Genomic DNA, 18,535 nt, shown 5'->3' with positions numbered 1-18,535 from the left:
CAGCAGGCGGTGCTGGCCCACGCGCTGCCGCTGCTGGCGCGCGGCACCCCCCGTGGGCCAGGTGGCCGCCGCCTGCGGCTACGCCAGCGAAAGCGCCTTCAGCGCCATGTTCCGCGCCGCGCTCGGCCAGTCACCCAGCAGCTTTCGCGCCCGCACGGCGTGATGCACGCGCGGGCGGCGTTCAGGCGGCCTTAAGGCAACGCTGAACAAGCCCCTCGCGGCGCTGGCATCTGTGGATTTGGGCGGTCTGCAGCGTTGCAAATCCTCGCCATGGCCCACGCTATGGCTGCGGTTTGCGCCTTGCAGCCCATCCCAAACCACAGCGCCAGCCTCCGCGGCGACTCATTCAGCGTCGCCTTAATGCTGGCTTCAGGCTGAGCGTTCACAGTGCAGGCGCGGGTGCCACCGGCGCCCGCACCAACGAGGAGCACCCTATGAGAAAAATGGGCATCGCGCTGCTGATGCTGGGCGCGGCCACCACGGCATGGTCGCAAGCCGCCAAGGTCGGACAACCTGGACGGCTGCTGGCCTCCAACTGCTTTCAATGCCACGGCACCGACGGCAAGGGGCCAGGATTCGAGCGCCTCGCGGGCGGATCGGCCAGCGAGATTTACAACGAGATGAAGAAATTCCAGGCCGGCAAGGAAGGCAACAGCATCATGGCCAAGCACGCCATGGGCTACACCGACGCGCAGCTGCAGGCGCTGGCCGCCTGGCTGGCCAGCCAACGCTGAGCACGAGGGAGAGACCACCATGGACAGACGACAATTCCTGCGCCGCGCCTCGTTGAGCGCGATGGCCAGCGGCACCCTGCTGGCGGCGTGTGGCGGTGGCAGCGACAGCACCACGCCGACACCCGCACCCACCCCAGACCCCACGCCCACGCCACCCGTGCCGGCGCCCACGCCGTTCGCCAGGTCGCGCGTCATCGTCGTCGGCGGCGGCATGGCCGGCGCCACCGTGGCCAAGTACCTGCGCCTGTGGGGCGACGGCATCGACGTGACGCTGGTCGAGCGCAGCGCCAGCTACACCTCCAACATCCTCAGCAGCCTGGTGCTGACGGGCCAGCGCAGCATCGGCAGCCTGGCCTACGGCTACGACAAGCTCAAGGCCAACTACGGCGTGAACGTGGTGCTGGGCGACGTGCTGGCCATCGACCCGGTGGGCGTGAAGGTGACGCTGGCCGGCGGGCAGACGCTGGTGGCCGACCGCATCGTGCTGGCGCCCGGCATCGACTTTGACCTGCCGCCGGGCCTGGCCGACTTCAACCGCATGCCGCACGCCTGGAAAGCCGGCGCGCAGACCACGCTGCTGGCCGACCAGCTCAAGGCCATGCCGGCGGGCGGCACGGCCATCCTGACCATTCCCAAGACGCCCTACCGCTGCCCGCCCGGCCCGTACGAACGCGCCTGCCTGCTGGCCGACTGGCTGCGCGTGAACAAGCCGCGCAGCAAGCTGATCGTGCTGGACGCCAACCCCGATATCGTGGCCGAGCGCGACAACTTCATGAACGCCTTCCTGGGCCTGCACGGCGGGGTGATCGAGTACCACAACAACGCCGAGGTGCTGCAGGCCGATGCGGCGGGCATGAATCTGGTCACGGCTGGCGGCACGTTTCACGGCGACGTCATCAACCTCATCCCGCGCCAGCGCGCCGGCGCGCTGCTGGCCACCGCCGGCCTGGCCAACGCCACCGAGGGCCGCTTCGGCGCCGTCGATGTGCTGAGCTACGCCAGCACCGTGGCCGGCGCAGGCAAGGTGCACATCATTGGCGACGCCAGCGCCACCACGCAGCCCAAGGCGGGCCACATCGCCAACCAGGAAGCCAAGGTGTGCGCCGACGCCATCGCCCGCCTGCTGAGCGGCGGCCAGCCCGACCCGGCGCCGGTGACCAACTCGTCGTGCTACTCCACCATCACCATGTCGCAGGCGTCGTGGCTGCACGCCGTGTTCCAGTACGACGCCGCGGCCCGCGCCATGGCGTCCGTGCCGGCGGCCACGGGCGCTTCGGCCGGCTGGAGCGCGGACGACTTCAAGGACATGAACACCTGGTTCAACGCCTTGATGGCCGACAGCTTTGCCTGAACCTGCGCACCGGGTCGCCGAAAGCGGGCGGACTGCGGGGCGGCGGATGCGCCGCCTCCGCACCAGGGCTTGAAGAAAAATCCGCCTCCAGCGCTCGCCAGACAAGCGCGAGCAGCTATCAAAACATGAGCTACAGCAGCCGCCGAATCAGCGCCATCACACGGTCAAAGCGCGGGCCATAGGGCGGGTACAGCAGCGATCCCGCCGCCCAGCGCGATTGCACGAACACCGCCTTCTGGTGCGTGAAGCGCAGAAACCCCGTTTCGCCGTGGTACGCGCCCCAGCCGCTGGCGCCCACGCCGCCAAAAGGCAGGCCGTCGTGGGCGATGTGCATCAGCGTGTCGTTCACCGTCACGCCGCCGCTCACGGTGCCGTGCAGCACCCGGTCGCGCGCGGCCGTGTCGGTGCCGAACCAGTACAGCGCCAGCGGGCGCGCCGCGCCGTGGATGTGGGCGATGGCGTCCTCGGGCCGGTCGCACGGCAGCACCGGCAGGATGGGGCCGAAGATTTCTTCCTGCATCAGCCGCGTCGAAGCGGGTGCGCCAAAGACGAGCATGGGCCGCAACTGCCGAGCCGTGGTGCCACCACCGCCCGTGGCAGGCGGCGGCCCCACGTCCTCGACCTGCGCGCCGGCGGCACGCGCTTCGTCCAGCAGCGACAGCAGGCGGTCGCGATGGCGCTGGGTGATGATGGCGGCGTAGTCCGGGTTGCCTTCGATGGACGGGAACAACTGCGCCACGGCCTGCCGGTAGGCGGCCGTGAATTCGGCTTCGCGGCCGCGCGGCAGCAGCACGTAGTCGGGCGCAATGCAGGTCTGCCCGCCGTTCAGCAGCTTGCCGTGCGCGATCTTCAGCGCCGCCTGCTGCAGATCCTGGCAAGAGGCGTCGACGATGCAAGGCGACTTGCCGCCCAGCTCCAGCGTGGTAGGCGTCAGGTTGCGCGCCGCGGCCTCGGCCACCTTGCGCCCCACGGCGGTCGAACCGGTGAAGAACAGGTGGTCGAAAGGCAGCGCTGCGAATTCGGCGGCGACGTCCGCGTCGCCCTGCACCACTGCAAATTCGTCCGGCGAAAAATGCTTTGCCACCAGCTCTGCCAGCAGCGCCGACGTGCGCGCCGTGGTTTCGCTCGGCTTCAGCATCACGCGGTTGCCCGCCGCCAGCGCGGCCGCCGCCGGGCCCAGCGTCAACTGCAGCGGATAGTTCCACGGCCCGATGATGCCCACCACCCCCAGCGGCTGGCGCTGCACATGGCCGGCGCCGGGCAGCAGGTACACAGGGGTGTGCACGCGGCGCGACCGTGACCAGCGCGCCAGGTTGCGACGAAGATCGCCCAGCATCGCGCGCAGCAGAAACAGGTCGGCGATTTCAGTCAGGCGCGGGCCGCGCAGGCTGAAATCGGCGTTGACCGCATCGCACAGCGCATCGGCGTGCGTCTGCACCAGCTCGCTGACGCGGCCCAGGCGGTCGCGCCGCACCGCCAAAGGCACGTCGGCCGCCGCGCGCGACGCGATGCGCTGGCTCTCGAACAACGGTGTCAGCGGCTGGTGCATGAGGCTCATCAATCGAGGGGCACTTCAACGATCTGGCCGCCACAGCCCACGAAGCACTGGTCGTAGTTGCGGTCGCAGCTGCTGCCGCTGTTGCAGGTGGTGTTCGGACGCTGGCAGGGATTGCTCTTATACGACGTGACCATGCATTCCTGCCTGGTTTCGGTACGGCCATTCACCGTCACGGTCCTGGATGTCCACTGCGTACACACGGACGTGGGCGTGCTGCGGTACTCCGCTTCGCAGCGCCGGAACGCGGCCTCGCGACGCTGAAAATCGTGCTCGCACTGCTGCCGGATCATCTGCTGCGACATCTCGCAGCTCTGCTTGATGCCGGAACAGTTGGTGATGCACATGCGCCCCTGCGGGTCCGCGGGCGGGCGGTATTCGGTCCGCGTGGTGGCACAGCCCGCCAGCAGCGCGGCCAGCAGCATGGCAAAGGTCAGAAAAAGGGCTTGGAGTCTCATGAGACGGCTTTCTTTTTTAGGGTGGCGAAACCGTCACAAAGTGTATTCGAGTAAAACTTGCGTACGACAAAAAAGCGACGGTGCGCCTGTGGCGCAGCCGTCGCCTTTTTCGGCCGGCAAACCGTCAGTCCGCTCAGTCCGCGTTCTTCGCCACGAAGTTGAAGACCCCCGGCGCATGGATCGGATCAACGCCGACGTCGATTTCCGACTTGGGCGGAAACCTGCCTTCCAGCAGCAGCTTGGACAGCGGGTTCTCGATGCGCTGCTGAATGGCGCGCTTGAGCGGCCGCGCGCCGAACACGGGGTCGAAGCCGACCTTGGACAGCTCGGCCAACGCCTGGTCGGACACCTTCAGGTGCAGCTCCATCTTCTCCAGCCGGTCGGCCAGCGTCTTGAGCTGGATCTTGGCGATGGCGCCGATCTGGCTCGCGTCCAGGCCGTGGAACACCACGATCTCGTCGATACGGTTGAGAAATTCGGGGCGGAAGTGGTTCTTCAGTTCGCCAAACACCGCGTCCTTCACCTCCTCGTACGGCTGCCCCGCCATGCTCTGGATCATGGGCGAGCCGATGTTGCTGGTCATGATGATGACGGTATTCTTGAAGTCCACGGTGCGGCCCTGGCCATCGGTCAGCCGGCCATCGTCCAGCACCTGCAGCAGCACGTTAAAGACGTCGGGGTGCGCCTTCTCGATCTCGTCGAACAGGATCACGCTGTAGGGCTTGCGGCGCACGGCTTCGGTCAGGTAGCCGCCTTCGTCGTAGCCCACGTAGCCGGGCGGCGCGCCGATCAGACGGGCCACGCTGTGCTTTTCCATGAACTCGCTCATGTCGATGCGGATCAGGTGCTCTTCGCTGTCGAACAGGAAGCTCGCCAGCGCCTTGGTCAGCTCGGTCTTGCCGACGCCCGTGGGGCCAAGGAACAAAAAGCTGCCCAGCGGCCGGTTGGGGTCGGACAGGCCTGAGCGCGAGCGCCGGATGGCGTTCGCCACAGCGTCGATGGCCTCGTTCTGCCCCACCACGCGCTGGTGCAGGGCGTCTTCCATCTTCAGCAGCTTCTCGCGCTCGCCTTCCATCATCTTGCTGACGGGGATGCCCGTGGCGCGGCTGACGACTTCGGCAATCTCCTCGGCGCCGACCTGCGTGCGCAACAGTTGCGGCGCGGCCTGCTCGCGCTTGCCTTCGCTGGCCTGCGCTTCCTTCAGCTGCTTTTCGAGTGTGGGCAGCTTGCCGTATTGCAGCTCCGCCACCTTGTTGAAGTCGCCCTTGCGGGTGGCTTCCTGCATCTGGAACTTGATCTGGTCAATGTCCTTGCGCAGTTGCTCGCTGCCCTGCGCGTTGGCTTTTTCGGCCTTCCAGATCTCGTCCAGGTCGGCGTATTCCTTCTCGAGCTTGGTCAGGTCTTCCTCGATCAGCGCCAGGCGCTTTTGCGAGGCTTCGTCCTTCTCGCGCTTGACCGCCTCGCGCTCGATCTTGAGCTGGATCATGCGGCGATCCAGCTTGTCCATCACCTCGGGTTTCGAATCAATCTCGATCTTGATCTTGGCCGCCGCTTCGTCGATCAAATCAATCGCCTTGTCGGGCAAAAAGCGGTCGGTGATGTAGCGGGCCGACAGCTCTGCTGCGGCAACGATAGCGGGATCGGTAATGTCCACGCCGTGGTGCACCTCGTACTTCTCCTGCAGGCCGCGCAGGATGGCGATGGTGTCTTCCACGCTCGGCTCGCCGACCAGCACTTTCTGAAAGCGCCGCTCCAGCGCCGCGTCCTTCTCGATGTACTTGCGGTATTCGTCCAGCGTGGTCGCGCCGATGCAGTGCAGCTCGCCGCGCGACAGCGCGGGCTTGAGCATGTTGCCCGCGTCCATGGCGCCTTCGGCCTTGCCAGCGCCGACCATGGTGTGAATCTCGTCGATGAACAGGATGATGCGGCCTTCTTCGTGCGCCACTTCCTTCAGCACAGCCTTCAGGCGCTCTTCAAATTCGCCGCGGTACTTGGCACCGGCCAGCAGGCCCGCCATGTCCAGCACCAGCACGGTCTTGTCTTTCAGCGTGTCGGGCACTTCTCCGGCCACGATGCGCTGCGCCAGGCCTTCGACGATGGCGGTCTTGCCCACGCCCGGCTCGCCGATCAGCACCGGGTTGTTCTTGCTGCGGCGCTGCAGCACCTGGATGGCGCGGCGGATCTCGTCGTCGCGACCGATCACCGGGTCGAGCTTGCCCATGCGGGCGCGCTCGGTCAGGTCGAGCGTGTATTTCTTCAGCGCCTCGCGCTGGCTTTCACCTTCGGCGGAATCCATGGTTTGCCCTCCTCGTACGGCGTCAATGGCGGCTTCGAGCGCGTTGCGCTGCAGGCCGGCTTCCTTGGCAATACGCCCGGCCTCGCCCTTGGCGTCGGCCAGCGCCAGCAAAAACAGCTCGGCGGCGATGAACTGGTCGCCGCGCTTGATGGCTTCTTTTTCGGTCGCCTGCAGCAGGCGGGTCAGGTCGGGGCCGAGGGTGACCTGGTCCTGCCCCGTCACGCTGGGCAGGCGCTTGACGGCCGCTTCGGCCTCCTGCGCCAGCCGAGCGGTGTCGACGCCGGCGCGCTGCAGCAGCGACTTGGGCCCCTCGGCCTGGCGCAGCATGGCGGCCAGCAGGTGGACGGGTTCGATGTAGGCGTTGTCGTTGCCCAGCGCGAGCGATTGCGCATCGCCCAGCGCTTCCTGGAACTTGGTGGTGAGTTTGTCGAGACGCATGAAAAAAACCTCCGAATTGCCACTTCAGATGGGGGGTTTCCACAAGGAATCAAGGGTTTTCTGGACAGGCCCCGGTCACGCCGCGCGCTCGCTGTCCCGCCATCATAAATCGCCTTTACCGCATGGGGAGCGGGCGCCGGCAGCTATCAAACCATGAGCAAAAATCAGTGGCCCGTCGCGGGCTTGTCGGCCGTACACGGCCCATGGCGGCGCCTGAAGTCGGCCGGCAGTTCGGGCCAGCCCTCGGCGAACAGGCCCCGGCCGGCCCAGCGCGCCTGCGCTTCGGCACGCCAGTACTTGCCCAGGTGCGTGCTCCAGCCGTCCGTCCAGGCCCAGCCATCGGCCACCATGCGCTCGCCCAGGTCGACGTCACCGTCCAGCCGCACCACCGACGCGATGGCACGGCCATAGCGGTCGCGCGCCCGCACCGTGACCCGCACGCGCTGGTTCGACGCCAGCGCCTGCAGCGCCTGGCGCGACTCGGGCCCGTAGGCCTGGCAGATTTCGGGCGCGTCCACGCCATCCAGGCGAAGCCGCACGCGGTTGCCGCCGCCTTCGGGCCGCACCCAGATCGAGTCGCCGTCGACCACGTAGCTCACGCGCGCCACCCAGGGCGTGCCCATCGGGGGGGCCCGCGCCATCCTGCGCGGCCACCGGCTGGACGAACGCCAGCACCAGAACCCACGCGGTGCCCAGCGCGCACCGCCACCGCACCGTCCGGCTCACGCGTTGGACGCCTCGATGCCCCAGCGGGCCAGGGCCGCGTCGTCACTGACGCGCGCATCGACCCAGCGTGCGCCTTCAGCCGTCTGCTCCTTCTTCCAGAACGGCGCCTGCGTCTTCAGGTAATCCATCAGGAATTCGCAGGCCTGGAAGCTTTCGCCCCGGTGGGCGGAGGTGACGGCGACCAGCACGATCTGGTCCTGCGGCTGCAGCAGGCCGACGCGGTGGATGACACGCACGCCGAACAGGTCAAACCGGCGATGGGCCTCATCGATCATGGCCTCGATGGCCTTTTCGGTCATGCCGGGGTAATGCTCCAGCTCCATGCTGCGGACCGTGGCGCCGTTGCGGTCCGCCGCCGGGTCGGTCAAACGGGAGTCAGCCCCTGCGGGGGGCAGCGAAGCCTGCGCGGCCGGACTGTTTCTGTCGCGCACCGTGCCGACAAAGGCGCACACCGCGCCCACGCGCGCATCGCCCGCGCGCAAGGCCGCCACTTCGGCACTCAGGTCGAAGTCGTGTGGCTGGATCGAAACACGGGGCAGGCTCATGCGCGCATTTTGCACCGGGGGCGCCACGCACGCCGCTACACTGACCGCATGTCCCCGCACGCCCTGCCCTGCCCCTTGCCGCGCCCTGCGGCGGGCGCTGCGTCGTGCGCGGCATCCCAATCGAAAAAACCCCAGCGCATCTGACCGGCGCTGCGGCAGCCGTCGTCAGGTGAGCGACGGCAAACCCCGCCTTCAGGCTTTTAAGGCAGATTCCCGCGCACATCCGACTTCGGCTCCAACCCCTGCGGTCATGGCCTTGTCACTGAAAGGATGTTTCGCGTGAGTCTCACATCAACCCCCCGCACCCGCGCCCGATTTCTCGGGCCTGTGGATTCCCCTCATCACGCCGTTCGATGGCGGCGCGGTCGATCACGCCGCGCTGGCACGGCTCACCGCGCACCTGGCGGCCACCGGCATCCGCGGCTTCGTGGTCTGCGGCTCAACGGGCGAGGCGGCGGCGCTCTCGAAAGAGGAGCAACTGGCGTGCCTGCATACCGTGGCCGCACACGCGGCCGGGTTGCCGTTGCTGATGGGCGCCAGCGGCTACCACCTGCCCGATACGCGCGACTGGGTGCGCCGCCTGAGTGCGCCCGACCTGCCCGCGCTGGCCGGCCTGCTGGTGGCGCCGCCGCATTACGTGCGCCCGGCGCAGCAGGGCATCCGGCACTGATTCACCGATCTGGCCGATGCCAGCGCCGCCCCGCTGGTGGTGTACGACATCCCGTATCGCACGGGCGCCGTGATGACGCGCGAAACGCTGCTTGCCCTGGCCGCGCATCCCAACATCCGCGCGGTGAAAGATTGCGGCGGCGACGCTGGCAAGACGCTGGCGCTGATCCGCGATGGACGCCTGCAGGTGCTGGCCGGTGAGGACCTGCAGATCTTCAGCACCGTGGCCCAGGGCGGGGTCGGTGCCATTGCCGCGTCGGGGCATGTGCAGACGCGCCGCTTCGTGGCGCTGCTGGCCGCCTTGGCGAGCGGCAACCTCGATCAGGCGCGGGCGGCCTGGCTTCCACTGGTTGCGTTGGTGGAAGCGCTGTTTGCCGAACCCAACCCCGGCCCCTTGAAAGCGCTGCTGGCGGCGCAGGGCTGGTGCAAGGGTGAGTTGCGCCTGCCCATGACCACTGCGGCCGATGACGTCGTCCAGCGTCTGCTGGCCGCCAGCGATGCCGCCGCGCAGGCGTGACGCCCGCAGATACTCGCTGCCGCGCCCGTCAACCGCCCGTGACGGGCGGAAGAACGCCACCTCGGCGCCGGCAGGCAGCGCGGCGGATTCGTCGCTCATGTCCTGATTGAGCGCCACGCGCACGGCGCGGCCGCGCGCCAGCACCTCGGCATGCACGCCGCCGCGGGCGATCAGTTCGTCGCGCAGCGCGGCCAGCGTGGGCGCGCGGGTGGCCACCTGTTCGCTGGCGCAGCCCAGGGCTTCGCGGATCGAGGCGAAATAGCGCACCGTGACCTGGTTCATGACAGCAGCTCCGCCAGCGGGATGAAGCGCACGGCGTCGCCCCGCGCCATGGTGGCACCCGCCGGGTGATCGATCAGCCCGTCGGCCCAGTGCGCCGAGGTCAGCACGCCGGAACTCTGGTTGGCAAACAGGTCCAGCCCGCCTTGCGCGTTGCGGCGCGCACGCAGAAATTCGCGCCGCTTGTCGGGCCTCGGCAGATCGAAATCGGCGCGCAGGGTCATGGCCGGCGCGTCCAGCCGCGTTGCACCCATCAGCTTCAGCACGAAGGGCCGCACCAGCAGCAGAAAGGTAACGAAGCTCGACACCGGGTTGCCCGGCAAACCCATGAAATGCGCCTGGCCGCCAGTCGCCCGGTTGACGTGGCCATAGGCAAACGGCTTGCCAGGCTTCATGGCGATCTGCCACAGGTCCAGCGAGCCAAGTTGTTCCACGGCGGGCTTGATGTGGTCTTCCTCGCCGACCGACACGCCGCCGCTGGTCAGGATGAGATCGTGCGCTTCGGCCGCCGACTGCAGCGCCGCCAGCGTCGCGGCGCGGTTGTCGGGCACGATCCCCAGGTCGGTGACGTCGCAGCCCAGGCGCTGCAGCAAGGCGCGCAGAAAGAAGCGGTTGCTGTTGTAGATGGCGCCCGGCGCCATCTGCTCGGGCGGCACGGCGCCGGGCATGACGAGCTCGTCGCCGGTCGAAAACAGCGCCACGCGCGGCCGCGCCGCCACGCACAACTCGGCCAGGCCGATTCCGGCCGCCAGCCCCATGCCAGCGGGCGCAAGGCGCTCCCCTTTTTGAAGCACGACGGCGCCGCGCGTGACGTCTTCGCCCGCGGCGCGCACCCATTGGCCGGGCGCGGGCACGGCGGTGAAGCGCACGCGTGCGCCGCCCGCCAGCGCCTCGGTGTCTTCCTGCATCACCACCGCGTCGGCGCCGGCCGGCAGGGGCGCGCCGGTGAAGATGCGCGCAGCGCTGCCCGGCGCCAGCGGCTGGCCCGACTGGCCGGCGGCAATGCGCTGCGTCACCGGCAGTTCGACCCCTGCCTGCGCAACGTCGGCCGCGCGCACCGCGTAGCCGTCCATCGAAGAGTTGTCGTGCGGCGGCACATGCAGCGCGGACACCACGTCCTGCGCCAGCACGCGGCCATCGGCGTCGAAGGTGTCGACCTGCTCGGTCATGCCCAGCGGCACGGCCTGCGCCAGCAGGCGCTGCAGGGCGTCGTCCAGCGGCATCAAGGGCGGGCGGCGCGGCGCGTCAGTCATAGGCCGACAGGTGTCGTTCGAGTTCGTAGTCAAAGCGATGGCCATTGTCGACCAGCCACTGGGCCACGGCGTCGGCGTCGTTCAAATCCAGCACGGGGCGCAAGGTCGGCTCCGGCAGATCGTTGGGCGAATCGGTGGCGACGGCGATGATGAATTCATCGTGCGGATAGCGCGCCGCCTTGCCGGCGGAGGCGCGCCACACCTCGATCTTGGGCAGGTCGCTCTCCTTGAAGCCCTCCACCAGCACCCAGTCCACGCCGTCGTACAGCTCGGCGATCAGCTGGTGCACCGACAGCTGCGCGTCGCGCTCGAACTCGCGCATCAGCGCCAGCCGATGGCGCGAGGCGACGACGACTTCGAACGCGCCCGCCTCGCGGTGGCGGAAGGTGTCCTTGCCCACGTGGTCGATGTCGAACTTGTGGTGCGCATGCTTGGCCACCGACACGCGCAGGCCACGCAGCTTGAGCGCGGGAATCACGCGCTCCAGCAGCTGCGTCTTGCCCGACCCCGAATAACCTGCAAAACCGACCACCTTCATGACTGCGGCACCAAACTACGAAATCGATAGCAAAAGACCGGTGTGCAGCAAGCGCTGCGCCCACAATTCATGCGCAATTCTGCGCGACGAACGTCTTCACCGCCTGCGCGTCGGCCCCCATCACCTGCACGCGCCGGGGCAGATCCTCGATCCCGTCGAAGCGCGCGGGACGATCCGGGTCGCGGCCCAGTGCCTCGCGGATGGTGGCGGCGAACTTGATCGGCAGCGCCGTTTCCAGCACGATCATCGGCACCCCTGCCCGCGCGTGTTCGCGCGCCACCTTCACGCCGTCGGCAGTGTGGGTGTCGATCATCACGCCATGCTGCTCGTAGACCTGCCGGATGGTGGCCAGGCGGTCGGCGTGCGTGCTCTTGCCGCTCTCGAAACCGTAGCGGTCACGCGCCGCCGCGAAGGCGGCGTCGCCACTCAGGTCAAACTGGCCCTGACCCGCTAGCGCATCGTGGAACAGCGCCTTGCAGCGCGCCCCGTCGCGGCCCAGCAGGTCGAACACGAAGCGCTCGAAGTTGCTGGCCTTGCTGATGTCCATCGACGGGCTGCTGGTCTCGTGTGTGTCGGCGCTGCCACGCACGCGGTACACGCCGGTGCGGAAGAATTCGTCCAGCACGTCGTTCTCGTTGGTGGCCACCACCAGGCGGCCGATGGGCAGGCCCATCATGCGCGCCACGTGGCCGGCGCAGACGTTGCCGAAGTTGCCGCTGGGCACAGTGAAATCGACCTGCTCGTCGTTGCTGCGCGTGGCCTGAAAGTAGCCGGCAAAGTAATAGACCACCTGCGCCAGCAGCCGCGCCCAGTTGATCGAGTTGACGGTGCCGATGCGGTACTGGCGCTTGAAGGCCAGGTCGTTGCTGACCGCCTTGACGATGTCCTGGCAGTCGTCGAACACGCCTTCGATGGCGATGTTGTAAATGTTGGCGTCCTGCAGGCTGAACATCTGCGCCTGCTGAAACTGGCTCATGCGCCCGTGCGGGCTGAGCATGAAGACGCGAATGCCGCGCTTGCCGCGCATGGCGTATTCGGCCGCGCTACCGGTGTCGCCACTGGTGGCGCCCAGGATGTTGAGCTGTTCGCCACGGCGCGCCAGTTCGTATTCGAACAGGTTGCCCAGCAGCTGCATCGCCATGTCCTTGAAGGCCAGCGTGGGGCCGTTGGACAGCGCTTCCAGATAAAAATCCGTTCGTGCTGGGCTGGTCGACGCATCGTGCAATTTTTTCAACGGCACGATCTCGCGCGTGCCGAACACGGCGGGCGTGTACGTCTTATCGCACAGCGCCTTCAGGTCGGCCGGCGGAATGTCGTCGATGTACAGCGACAAAATCTCGAACGCCAGCGCGGCGTAACCCTGCTGGGCGTGCACATCGCGCCAGCGCGCCAGCGTGGCGGCGTCAGCCTGCGGGTAATGGTCGGGCAGATACAGGCCGCCGTCGGGCGCCAGGCCTTCGAGCAGGATGTCGCAGAACTTGCGCGGCGTGGTGTCGCCGCGGGTGGAGAGGTAGTTCATCAGGTCAGCAACCGGCCCTTGGCCGGCATCAACGGTCAAAGGCCGTTCAAGAGGTTCAGGCCAGTTCTTCCTTGCGGATGCGCACGATGGGCGCCAACACGCTGGGCAGCGCCTGCAATTGCGCCAGCACGGTGTTCATGGCGCCTTCGCGCGTGTCGTGCGTCAGGATGATCAGGTCGGTCTGGTCGGGCGTGGGCTCGCCGGCGCCGGCGTCGGTGCCGGCCACGTCATCGGCCTCGCGCTGCAGCACGGCGTTGATGCTGATGCCGCCGTCGGCCAGGATGCGGGTGACTTGCGACAGCACGCCGGCTTCGTCCTTCACGCGCAGGCGCAGGTAGTAGCTGGTGACGACCTCGTCCATGGGCAGCACGCTCACGTCGCGCATCTGCCCGGGCTGGAAGGCCAGGTGCGGCACGCGGTGCTGCGGGTCGCTGGTGGCCAGGCGGGTGACGTCGACCAGGTCGGCAATCACCGCGCTGGCCGTGGGTTCGCTGCCGGCGCCCTTGCCGTAGTACAGCGTGGTGCCGACGGCGTCGCCGTTGACCACCACCGCGTTCATCGCGCCCTCGACATTGGCAATCAGCCGCCGGGCCGGCACCAGCGTGGGGTGCACGCGCAGCTCGACGCCCTGGCCTTCGCGCCGCTTGGTGATGCCCAGCAGCTTGATGCGGTAGCCCAGTTGCTCGGCGTAGCGGATGTCGGTGGCCGACAGCTTGGTGATGCCCTCGACGTGGGCCTTGTAGAACTGCACCGGAATGCCGAACGCGATGGCACTCATGATCGTGGCCTTGTGCGCGGCGTCCACGCCCTCGATGTCGAAGGTGGGGTCGGCCTCGGCGTAGCCCAGCGCCTGCGCCTCTTTCAGCACGACGTCGAAGTCCAGCCCCTTGTCGCGCATCTCGGACAGGATGAAGTTGGTCGTGCCGTTGATGATGCCGGCGATCCACTGGATGCGGTTGGCCGTCAGGCCTTCGCGCAGCGCCTTGATGATGGGCACGCCGCCAGCCACCGCGGCCTCGAACGCGACCATCACGCCCTTTTGATGCGCCGCCTCGAAGATCTCGGTGCCGTGCACGGCGAGCAGCGCCTTGTTGGCGGTGACCACGTGCTTGCCGGCGGCGATAGCTTCCATCACCAGCGTCTTGGCGATGCCGTAGCCGCCGATCAGTTCGATGACGATCTCGATGTCGGGGTTGGCGATGACGGCGCGGGCGTCGGAGACCACCTGCACGTCGGGGCCGACGACCTGCTGCGCGCGCGCGGTGTCGAGGTCGGCCACCATGGTGATGGCGATGCCGCGGCCCGCACGGCGCTTGATTTCTTCCTGGTTGCGTTTGAGCACGTTGAACGTGCCGCTGCCCACGGTGCCAATGCCCAGCAGGCCTACTTGAATCGGTTTCATGAAATAAGAACTGAAAATGTTTCTGGCGCCCGCCAATCAAGCGCGGGCAGCTTCTTTTTTGGTAGCAATGTCGAACACGGGCGCGGTGCGTGCGTGGCGGGCCCGGTAGGCTTCGAGAAACTTCGCCAGCCGCCCGATGGCTTCGCGCAGATCGTCCTCGTGCGGCAGAAAGACGATGCGGAAGTGGTGGTTGTCGGGGTAGTTGAAGCCGCTGCCCTGCACCAGCATGACGCGGGTGGCACGCAGCACTTCCATGAAGAACTGGCGGTCATCCTCGATGGGGTACATCTTGGGGTCGAGGCGCGGGAACATGTACAGCGCCGCCTGTGGCTTGACGCAGGTCACGCCGGGAATGGCGGTGATCAGCTCGTAAGCCAGGTCGCGCTGGCGGCGCAGGCGGCCGCCCTCCTTCACCAGGTCGTTGATGCTCTGGTAGCCGCCCAGCGCGGTCTGGATCGCGAACTGGCCCGGCACGTTGCTGCCCAGCTTGATGTTCGCGAGCATGTTGATGCCCTCGATGTAGTCCTTGGCAGCCGACTTGTCGCCCGAAATCACCATCCAGCCCGCGCGGAAGCCGCACGAGCGATAGGCCTTGGACAACGAGTTGAAGGTCAGCGTCAGCACGTCTTCGGACAAGCTGGCCAGCGCCGTGTGCCGGTTGCCGTCAAACAGCACCTTGTCGTACACCTCGTCGGCCATGAGGACCAGGTTGTGCTCGCGCGCGATTTCGATGATGCCCATCAGCAACTCGTCCGAATACAGCGCGCCGGTCGGGTTGTTGGGGTTGATGACGACGATGGCCTTGGTGCGCGGCGTGATCTTGGCGCGGATGTCGGCCAGGTTGGGCATCCAGCCGTTGCCCTCGTCGCACAGGTAGTGCACCGGCTTGCCGCCCGAGAGGCTGGCGACGGCCGTCCACAGCGGGTAGTCGGGCGCGGGCACCAGCATCTCGTCACCCTCGGACAGCAGCGCGTTGGTGGCCATGCCGATCAGGTCGCTGGCGCCGTTGCCCAGATAGATGTCATCGATGGTGACGTCGGCAATGCCCTGCTCCTGCGTGTAATGCATCACCGCCTTGCGCGCCGAGAAGATGCCCTTGCTGTCGGAGTAACCGGCCGAATCGGGCAGGTTGCGGATCATGTCCTGCACGATCTCCTCGGGCGGCTGAAAGCCGAACGGCGCCAGGTTGCCGATGTTCAGCTTGATGATCTTCTGGCCCTCGTCCTCCATCTGGCGGGCGGCGTCCACGATGGGTCCACGCACGTCGTACAGCACGTTCGCCAGCTTGGCGGATTTGTGGATGGGCTTCATGGCGGCAGCTCCGGAAGGGTCTTCGGGGTAAAACATAGAATTGGAACACATTCGCGCCCTCCGCTTCTCTCGATACGCATGAAATTCCAGCCCGAACGCTTCGGCTCCGCCATCACCGGATACGGCCCCGGCTGGATCGCCATGGGCGCCGAGCGCGTGGCGCACAGCCTGGTGCTGGACAGCGAGGGGGAGCGCGCCGATTGGGCGTGCCAGCACTTCGACGATTTGACCGCCGCGCATTTCGCGCCGCTGGCCGACCGGCGGCCTGAACTGGTGATCTTCGGCAGCGGCAACACGCTGCGGTTTCCGAAGCCTGCGTGGACGCGGCCCCTGGTCGAGGCAGGCATCGGCCTGGAATCGATGGACACCGCCGCCGCCTGCCGCACCTACAACATTCTGGCGGCGGAGGGACGACGCGTGGTGGCCGCGCTGCTGGTGGAAGCCGACGCGCCACAGCCGGATGCGTTAAAATGAGGGGCTGGCAACTGTTGCCCTGACCTCGCCTTCATCTGCAACAGCGGCTGACGGCGGAATGGGCGACAGCGTCTGTCATTGCGCCCCAACCATACCGTCCGGAGATTGAAGTCCATATGCCGATCGTTGTCAACAAACCCCTGCCCGAATTCGAAGCGATTGCGACCGGCGACGTCAAAGTAACCAACACCTCCCACCTCGGCCAAGCCCTCGTCCTGTACTTCTACCCCAAGGACAACACGCCCGGCTGCACCACCGAGGCGATGCAGTTTCGCGACAAGTACAAGGATTTCGTCAAGGCCGGCGCCGTCGTCTACGGTGTCAGCCGCGACAACATGGCCTCGCACGACGCCTTCAAGGCCAAGCTGGAACTGCCCTTCGAGCTGATCGCCGACACCGAAGAAAAAATGTGCCACATGTTCGGCGTGGTCAAGAACAAGATCATGTACGGCAAGAAGGTCAAGGGCATCGAGCGCAGCACCTTCCTCGTCAACGCCGACGGCATCCTGGTGCAGGAGTGGCGCGGCCTGAAGGTGCCGGGCCACGTGGAAGACGTCCTGAAGGCGGTGAAAGTGCTGAAAAAGGCCGCCTGACGCTGCACGGGGCTACCCACCCCGCTCATGCATAATGGGCCGGAATGTTGCAGCAGCAGTATTGCCTGACCGAACCCGCGAAAGCCGCCTTGGCAGCCAAGGCGGCTTTTTCTTTTGTTGCCGCGGTGGATGACGCCGTGGACGCTCGCTCTTAAGCACCCTCTACCAGCATGCCCCTGCCCCCTCCCCCGAGCCGACGCGGCGCCAAGCTTTCCTCTGATGTGATCGACCTGTCCGCGCGGCGGACCCCATCGCGCGCGGCAGCGGGGTCGCGCGGAGCCAGCGTCGCGCAGCAGGCGCTGCCGCTGGTGGAAGAAACCCAGAACGCGCCGCCCGCCGCAGCGCCGGCATCGCACGCCGCACGCGCCGATGCGCCGCGCCGGCCCGCAGCGCTGGTCCGAGCGCCCGAAGCCGCCACGCCAGCGCGCCGGCCGGCCAAGGCCGCGAAGGCGCGCTCGACCGGGCCGACGCGCCTGTTCGTGCTGGACACCAATGTCCTGCTGCACGACCCGATGGCGCTGTTCCGCTTCGAAGAACACGACATCTTCCTGCCGATGATCGTGCTGGAAGAGCTGGACGGCCACAAGAAAGGCATGACCGAGGTCGCCCGCAACGGCCGCCAGACCAGCCGCCAGCTGGACGCCCTGGCCGGCGTGAAGGGTGCTGACATGGCGCGCGGCCTGGCGCTCAATTCGACCGGCCATGTGGCTGCGGGCGGCAAGCTGTACTTCCAGACCACGCCGCTGGACGTGACCATGCCGGCCGCGCTGCCGCAGGGCAAGGCCGACAACCAGATCCTCGGCGTGGTCGCCGCACTCGAAAAGCAGCACGCACCCCGCGAGGTGGTGCTGGTGTCGAAGGACATCAACATGCGCGTGAAGGCGCGTGCGCTGGGCCTGTGCGCCGAAGACTACGAGAACGACAAGACGCTGGAGGACGGCGACCTGCTCTACTCCGGCGTGCTGCAGCTGCCGCCGGATTTCTGGACGCGGCAGAGCAAGACCATCGAAAGCTGGCAGTCGGGCAGCGCCACCTTCTACCGCATCAGCGGGCCGGTGGTGGCCAACCTGTACATCAACCAGTTCGTCTATTTCGAATCGCCCGGCGAGCCGAGCCTGTACGCCCGCGTGACTGAAATCCGCGACAAGACGGCCGTGCTGAAGACGCTGAAGGACTTTACGCACCTGAAGAACGGCGTGTGGGGCGTGACGGCGCGCAACCGCGAGCAGAATTTCGCGCTCAACCTGCTGATGGACCCGGACATCGACTTCGTCACGCTGGCCGGCACGGCCGGCACGGGCAAGACGCTGCTGGCGCTGGCCTCGGGCCTGACGCAGGTGCTGGACGACCGGCGCTACACCGAGATCATCATGACCCGCGCCACCGTCAGCGTGGGCGAAGACATCGGCTTTCTGCCCGGCACCGAGGAAGAAAAGATGGGCCCGTGGATGGGCGCGCTGGACGACAACCTCGAATTCCTGGCCAAGGGCGACGGCTCGGGCGCCGGGGAATGGGGCCGCGCCGCCACCAACGAGCTGATCCGCAGCCGCATCAAGATCAAGAGCATGAACTTCATGCGCGGCCGCACCTTCATGAACAAGTGGATCATCATCGACGAGGCGCAGAACCTGACGCCCAAGCAGATGAAGACGCTGATCACCCGCGCCGGCCCGGGCACCAAGATCATCTGCATGGGCAACCTGGCGCAGATCGACACGCCGTACCTGACCGAAGGCTCCTCAGGCATGACCTTCGCCGTCGACCGCTTCAAGGGCTGGCCCCACGGCGGCCACGTGACGCTGGCGCGCGGCGAGCGTTCACGCCTGGCGGACTTCGCCAGCGAAGTGCTGTGACCCGATAACTATTATTTTGATAGC

16 protein-coding genes and 2 pseudogenes are annotated in these 18,535 nt (G+C 67.2%); 7 read left to right on the top strand and 11 right to left on the bottom strand.

Features of this window, described 5'->3' with window-relative positions; genetic code table 11:
• Positions 1–52: 52 nt before the first annotated feature.
• The 3 genes from R0D99_RS08470 to R0D99_RS08460 all read left to right on the top strand — a co-directional run bounded on the left by R0D99_RS08470 (position 53) and on the right by R0D99_RS08460 (position 2,085).
• Positions 53–163, top strand: coding sequence for a helix-turn-helix domain-containing protein (locus tag R0D99_RS08470; RefSeq protein WP_317751046.1), 111 nt, complete (start codon positions 53–55; stop codon positions 161–163).
• 271 nt (positions 164–434) lie between these two features.
• Complete coding sequence (locus R0D99_RS08465; protein WP_317750959.1) at positions 435–734, top strand: c-type cytochrome; 300 nt, start codon at positions 435–437, stop codon at positions 732–734.
• Between the two features lie 19 nt (positions 735–753).
• Positions 754–2,085 (top strand): FAD/NAD(P)-binding oxidoreductase, encoded by a 1,332-nt coding sequence (locus R0D99_RS08460; protein ID WP_317750958.1) that lies wholly within the window; start codon positions 754–756, stop codon positions 2,083–2,085.
• 130 nt (positions 2,086–2,215) lie between these two features.
• Here the strand turns inward: R0D99_RS08460 and R0D99_RS08455 are convergent, their stop codons facing one another.
• The 5 genes from R0D99_RS08455 to R0D99_RS08435 form a co-directional block, all read right to left on the bottom strand.
• On the bottom strand, positions 2,216–3,643 hold the full coding sequence (locus tag R0D99_RS08455; protein WP_317750957.1) for a coniferyl aldehyde dehydrogenase: 1,428 nt from the start codon (positions 3,641–3,643) through the stop codon (positions 2,216–2,218).
• Complete coding sequence (locus R0D99_RS08450) at positions 3,643–4,098, bottom strand: hypothetical protein (protein WP_317750955.1); 456 nt, start codon at positions 4,096–4,098, stop codon at positions 3,643–3,645. Before R0D99_RS08450 ends, R0D99_RS08455 begins: the two co-directional genes overlap by 1 nt.
• Before the next feature lie 133 nt (positions 4,099–4,231).
• On the bottom strand, positions 4,232–6,832 hold the full coding sequence (clpB, locus tag R0D99_RS08445) for an ATP-dependent chaperone ClpB (protein ID WP_317750953.1): 2,601 nt from the start codon (positions 6,830–6,832) through the stop codon (positions 4,232–4,234).
• 164 nt (positions 6,833–6,996) lie between these two features.
• The gene (locus tag R0D99_RS08440; RefSeq protein ID WP_317750952.1) at positions 6,997–7,455 is read right to left on the bottom strand and encodes a thermonuclease family protein; all 459 of its coding nucleotides are present in this window, start codon (positions 7,453–7,455) and stop codon (positions 6,997–6,999) included.
• Between the two features lie 99 nt (positions 7,456–7,554).
• Entirely contained in the window at positions 7,555–8,103 is a 549-nt protein-coding gene (locus R0D99_RS08435) for a molybdenum cofactor biosynthesis protein MoaE (RefSeq protein ID WP_317750951.1), read from the bottom strand.
• 325 nt (positions 8,104–8,428) lie between these two features.
• On the opposite strand from R0D99_RS08435, the pseudogene R0D99_RS08430 reads away from it, so the two are divergent.
• Positions 8,429–9,289, top strand: a pseudogene (locus tag R0D99_RS08430) (4-hydroxy-tetrahydrodipicolinate synthase family protein).
• A gap of 28 nt (positions 9,290–9,317) precedes the next feature.
• Here the strand turns inward: R0D99_RS08430 and R0D99_RS08425 are convergent.
• From R0D99_RS08425 to R0D99_RS08400, 6 genes and pseudogenes are all read right to left on the bottom strand, one after another.
• A pseudogene (locus tag R0D99_RS08425) lies at positions 9,318–9,571 on the bottom strand (MoaD/ThiS family protein).
• Positions 9,568–10,821: a gephyrin-like molybdotransferase Glp gene (glp, locus tag R0D99_RS08420; protein WP_317750950.1), complete on the bottom strand. Its 1,254-nt coding sequence runs from the start codon at positions 10,819–10,821 to the stop codon at positions 9,568–9,570. The pseudogene R0D99_RS08425 and the gene glp overlap by 4 nt, the downstream one beginning before the upstream one ends.
• Positions 10,814–11,359, bottom strand: a complete 546-nt coding sequence (gene mobB / locus R0D99_RS08415; protein WP_317750948.1) for a molybdopterin-guanine dinucleotide biosynthesis protein B — start codon at positions 11,357–11,359, stop codon at positions 10,814–10,816. The genes glp and mobB overlap by 8 nt, the downstream gene beginning before the upstream one ends.
• 67 nt (positions 11,360–11,426) lie before the next feature.
• Entirely contained in the window at positions 11,427–12,878 is a 1,452-nt protein-coding gene (gene thrC, locus R0D99_RS08410) for a threonine synthase (RefSeq protein ID WP_317750947.1), read from the bottom strand.
• Between the two features lie 55 nt (positions 12,879–12,933).
• On the bottom strand, positions 12,934–14,280 hold the full coding sequence (locus tag R0D99_RS08405) for a homoserine dehydrogenase (protein WP_317750946.1): 1,347 nt from the start codon (positions 14,278–14,280) through the stop codon (positions 12,934–12,936).
• 36 nt (positions 14,281–14,316) lie between these two features.
• Positions 14,317–15,591, bottom strand: coding sequence for a pyridoxal phosphate-dependent aminotransferase (locus tag R0D99_RS08400; RefSeq protein WP_317750945.1), 1,275 nt, complete (start codon positions 15,589–15,591; stop codon positions 14,317–14,319).
• Between the two features lie 78 nt (positions 15,592–15,669).
• On the opposite strand from R0D99_RS08400, the gene R0D99_RS08395 reads away from it, so the two are divergent.
• The 3 genes from R0D99_RS08395 (at position 15,670) to R0D99_RS08385 (ending at position 18,511) form a co-directional block, all read left to right on the top strand.
• Positions 15,670–16,065, top strand: a complete 396-nt coding sequence (locus R0D99_RS08395) for an Mth938-like domain-containing protein (protein ID WP_317750944.1) — start codon at positions 15,670–15,672, stop codon at positions 16,063–16,065.
• 116 nt (positions 16,066–16,181) lie between these two features.
• Complete coding sequence (locus tag R0D99_RS08390) at positions 16,182–16,658, top strand: peroxiredoxin (protein ID WP_317750943.1); 477 nt, start codon at positions 16,182–16,184, stop codon at positions 16,656–16,658.
• A 170-nt stretch (positions 16,659–16,828) separates the two neighbouring features.
• A complete protein-coding gene (locus tag R0D99_RS08385) occupies positions 16,829–18,511 on the top strand; it encodes a PhoH family protein (RefSeq protein WP_317750942.1) in 1,683 nt (560 codons plus the stop codon).
• Positions 18,512–18,535: the final 24 nt, after the last annotated feature.

The sequence above is a fragment of the Ottowia sp. SB7-C50 genome (assembly GCF_033110285.1).
GTDB lineage: Bacteria > Pseudomonadota > Gammaproteobacteria > Burkholderiales > Burkholderiaceae_C > Ottowia.
The sequence above is the reverse complement of the archived record's forward strand: the minus strand, read 5'-3'. Positions and strand labels throughout refer to the sequence as shown.

What these genes read in the sequence shown, in the direction of transcription:
- R0D99_RS08465 (WP_317750959.1), top strand. Translation starts at nt 435, where the DNA reads ATGAGAAAAATGGGCATCGCGCTGCTGATGCTGGGCGCGGCCACCACG.
- R0D99_RS08460 (WP_317750958.1), top strand. Translation starts at nt 754, where the DNA reads ATGGACAGACGACAATTCCTGCGCCGCGCCTCGTTGAGCGCGATGGCC.
- R0D99_RS08455 (WP_317750957.1), bottom strand. Translation starts at nt 3,643, where the DNA reads ATGAGCCTCATGCACCAGCCGCTGACACCGTTGTTCGAGAGCCAGCGC.
- R0D99_RS08450 (WP_317750955.1), bottom strand. Translation starts at nt 4,098, where the DNA reads ATGAGACTCCAAGCCCTTTTTCTGACCTTTGCCATGCTGCTGGCCGCG.
- clpB (WP_317750953.1), bottom strand. Translation starts at nt 6,832, where the DNA reads ATGCGTCTCGACAAACTCACCACCAAGTTCCAGGAAGCGCTGGGCGAT.
- R0D99_RS08440 (WP_317750952.1), bottom strand. Translation starts at nt 7,455, where the DNA reads ATGGGCACGCCCTGGGTGGCGCGCGTGAGCTACGTGGTCGACGGCGAC.
- R0D99_RS08435 (WP_317750951.1), bottom strand. Translation starts at nt 8,103, where the DNA reads ATGAGCCTGCCCCGTGTTTCGATCCAGCCACACGACTTCGACCTGAGT.
- glp (WP_317750950.1), bottom strand. Translation starts at nt 10,821, where the DNA reads ATGACTGACGCGCCGCGCCGCCCGCCCTTGATGCCGCTGGACGACGCC.
- mobB (WP_317750948.1), bottom strand. Translation starts at nt 11,359, where the DNA reads ATGAAGGTGGTCGGTTTTGCAGGTTATTCGGGGTCGGGCAAGACGCAG.
- thrC (WP_317750947.1), bottom strand. Translation starts at nt 12,878, where the DNA reads ATGAACTACCTCTCCACCCGCGGCGACACCACGCCGCGCAAGTTCTGC.
- R0D99_RS08405 (WP_317750946.1), bottom strand. Translation starts at nt 14,280, where the DNA reads ATGAAACCGATTCAAGTAGGCCTGCTGGGCATTGGCACCGTGGGCAGC.
- R0D99_RS08400 (WP_317750945.1), bottom strand. Translation starts at nt 15,591, where the DNA reads ATGAAGCCCATCCACAAATCCGCCAAGCTGGCGAACGTGCTGTACGAC.
- R0D99_RS08395 (WP_317750944.1), top strand. Translation starts at nt 15,670, where the DNA reads ATGAAATTCCAGCCCGAACGCTTCGGCTCCGCCATCACCGGATACGGC.
- R0D99_RS08390 (WP_317750943.1), top strand. Translation starts at nt 16,182, where the DNA reads ATGCCGATCGTTGTCAACAAACCCCTGCCCGAATTCGAAGCGATTGCG.
- R0D99_RS08385 (WP_317750942.1), top strand. Translation starts at nt 16,829, where the DNA reads ATGCCCCTGCCCCCTCCCCCGAGCCGACGCGGCGCCAAGCTTTCCTCT.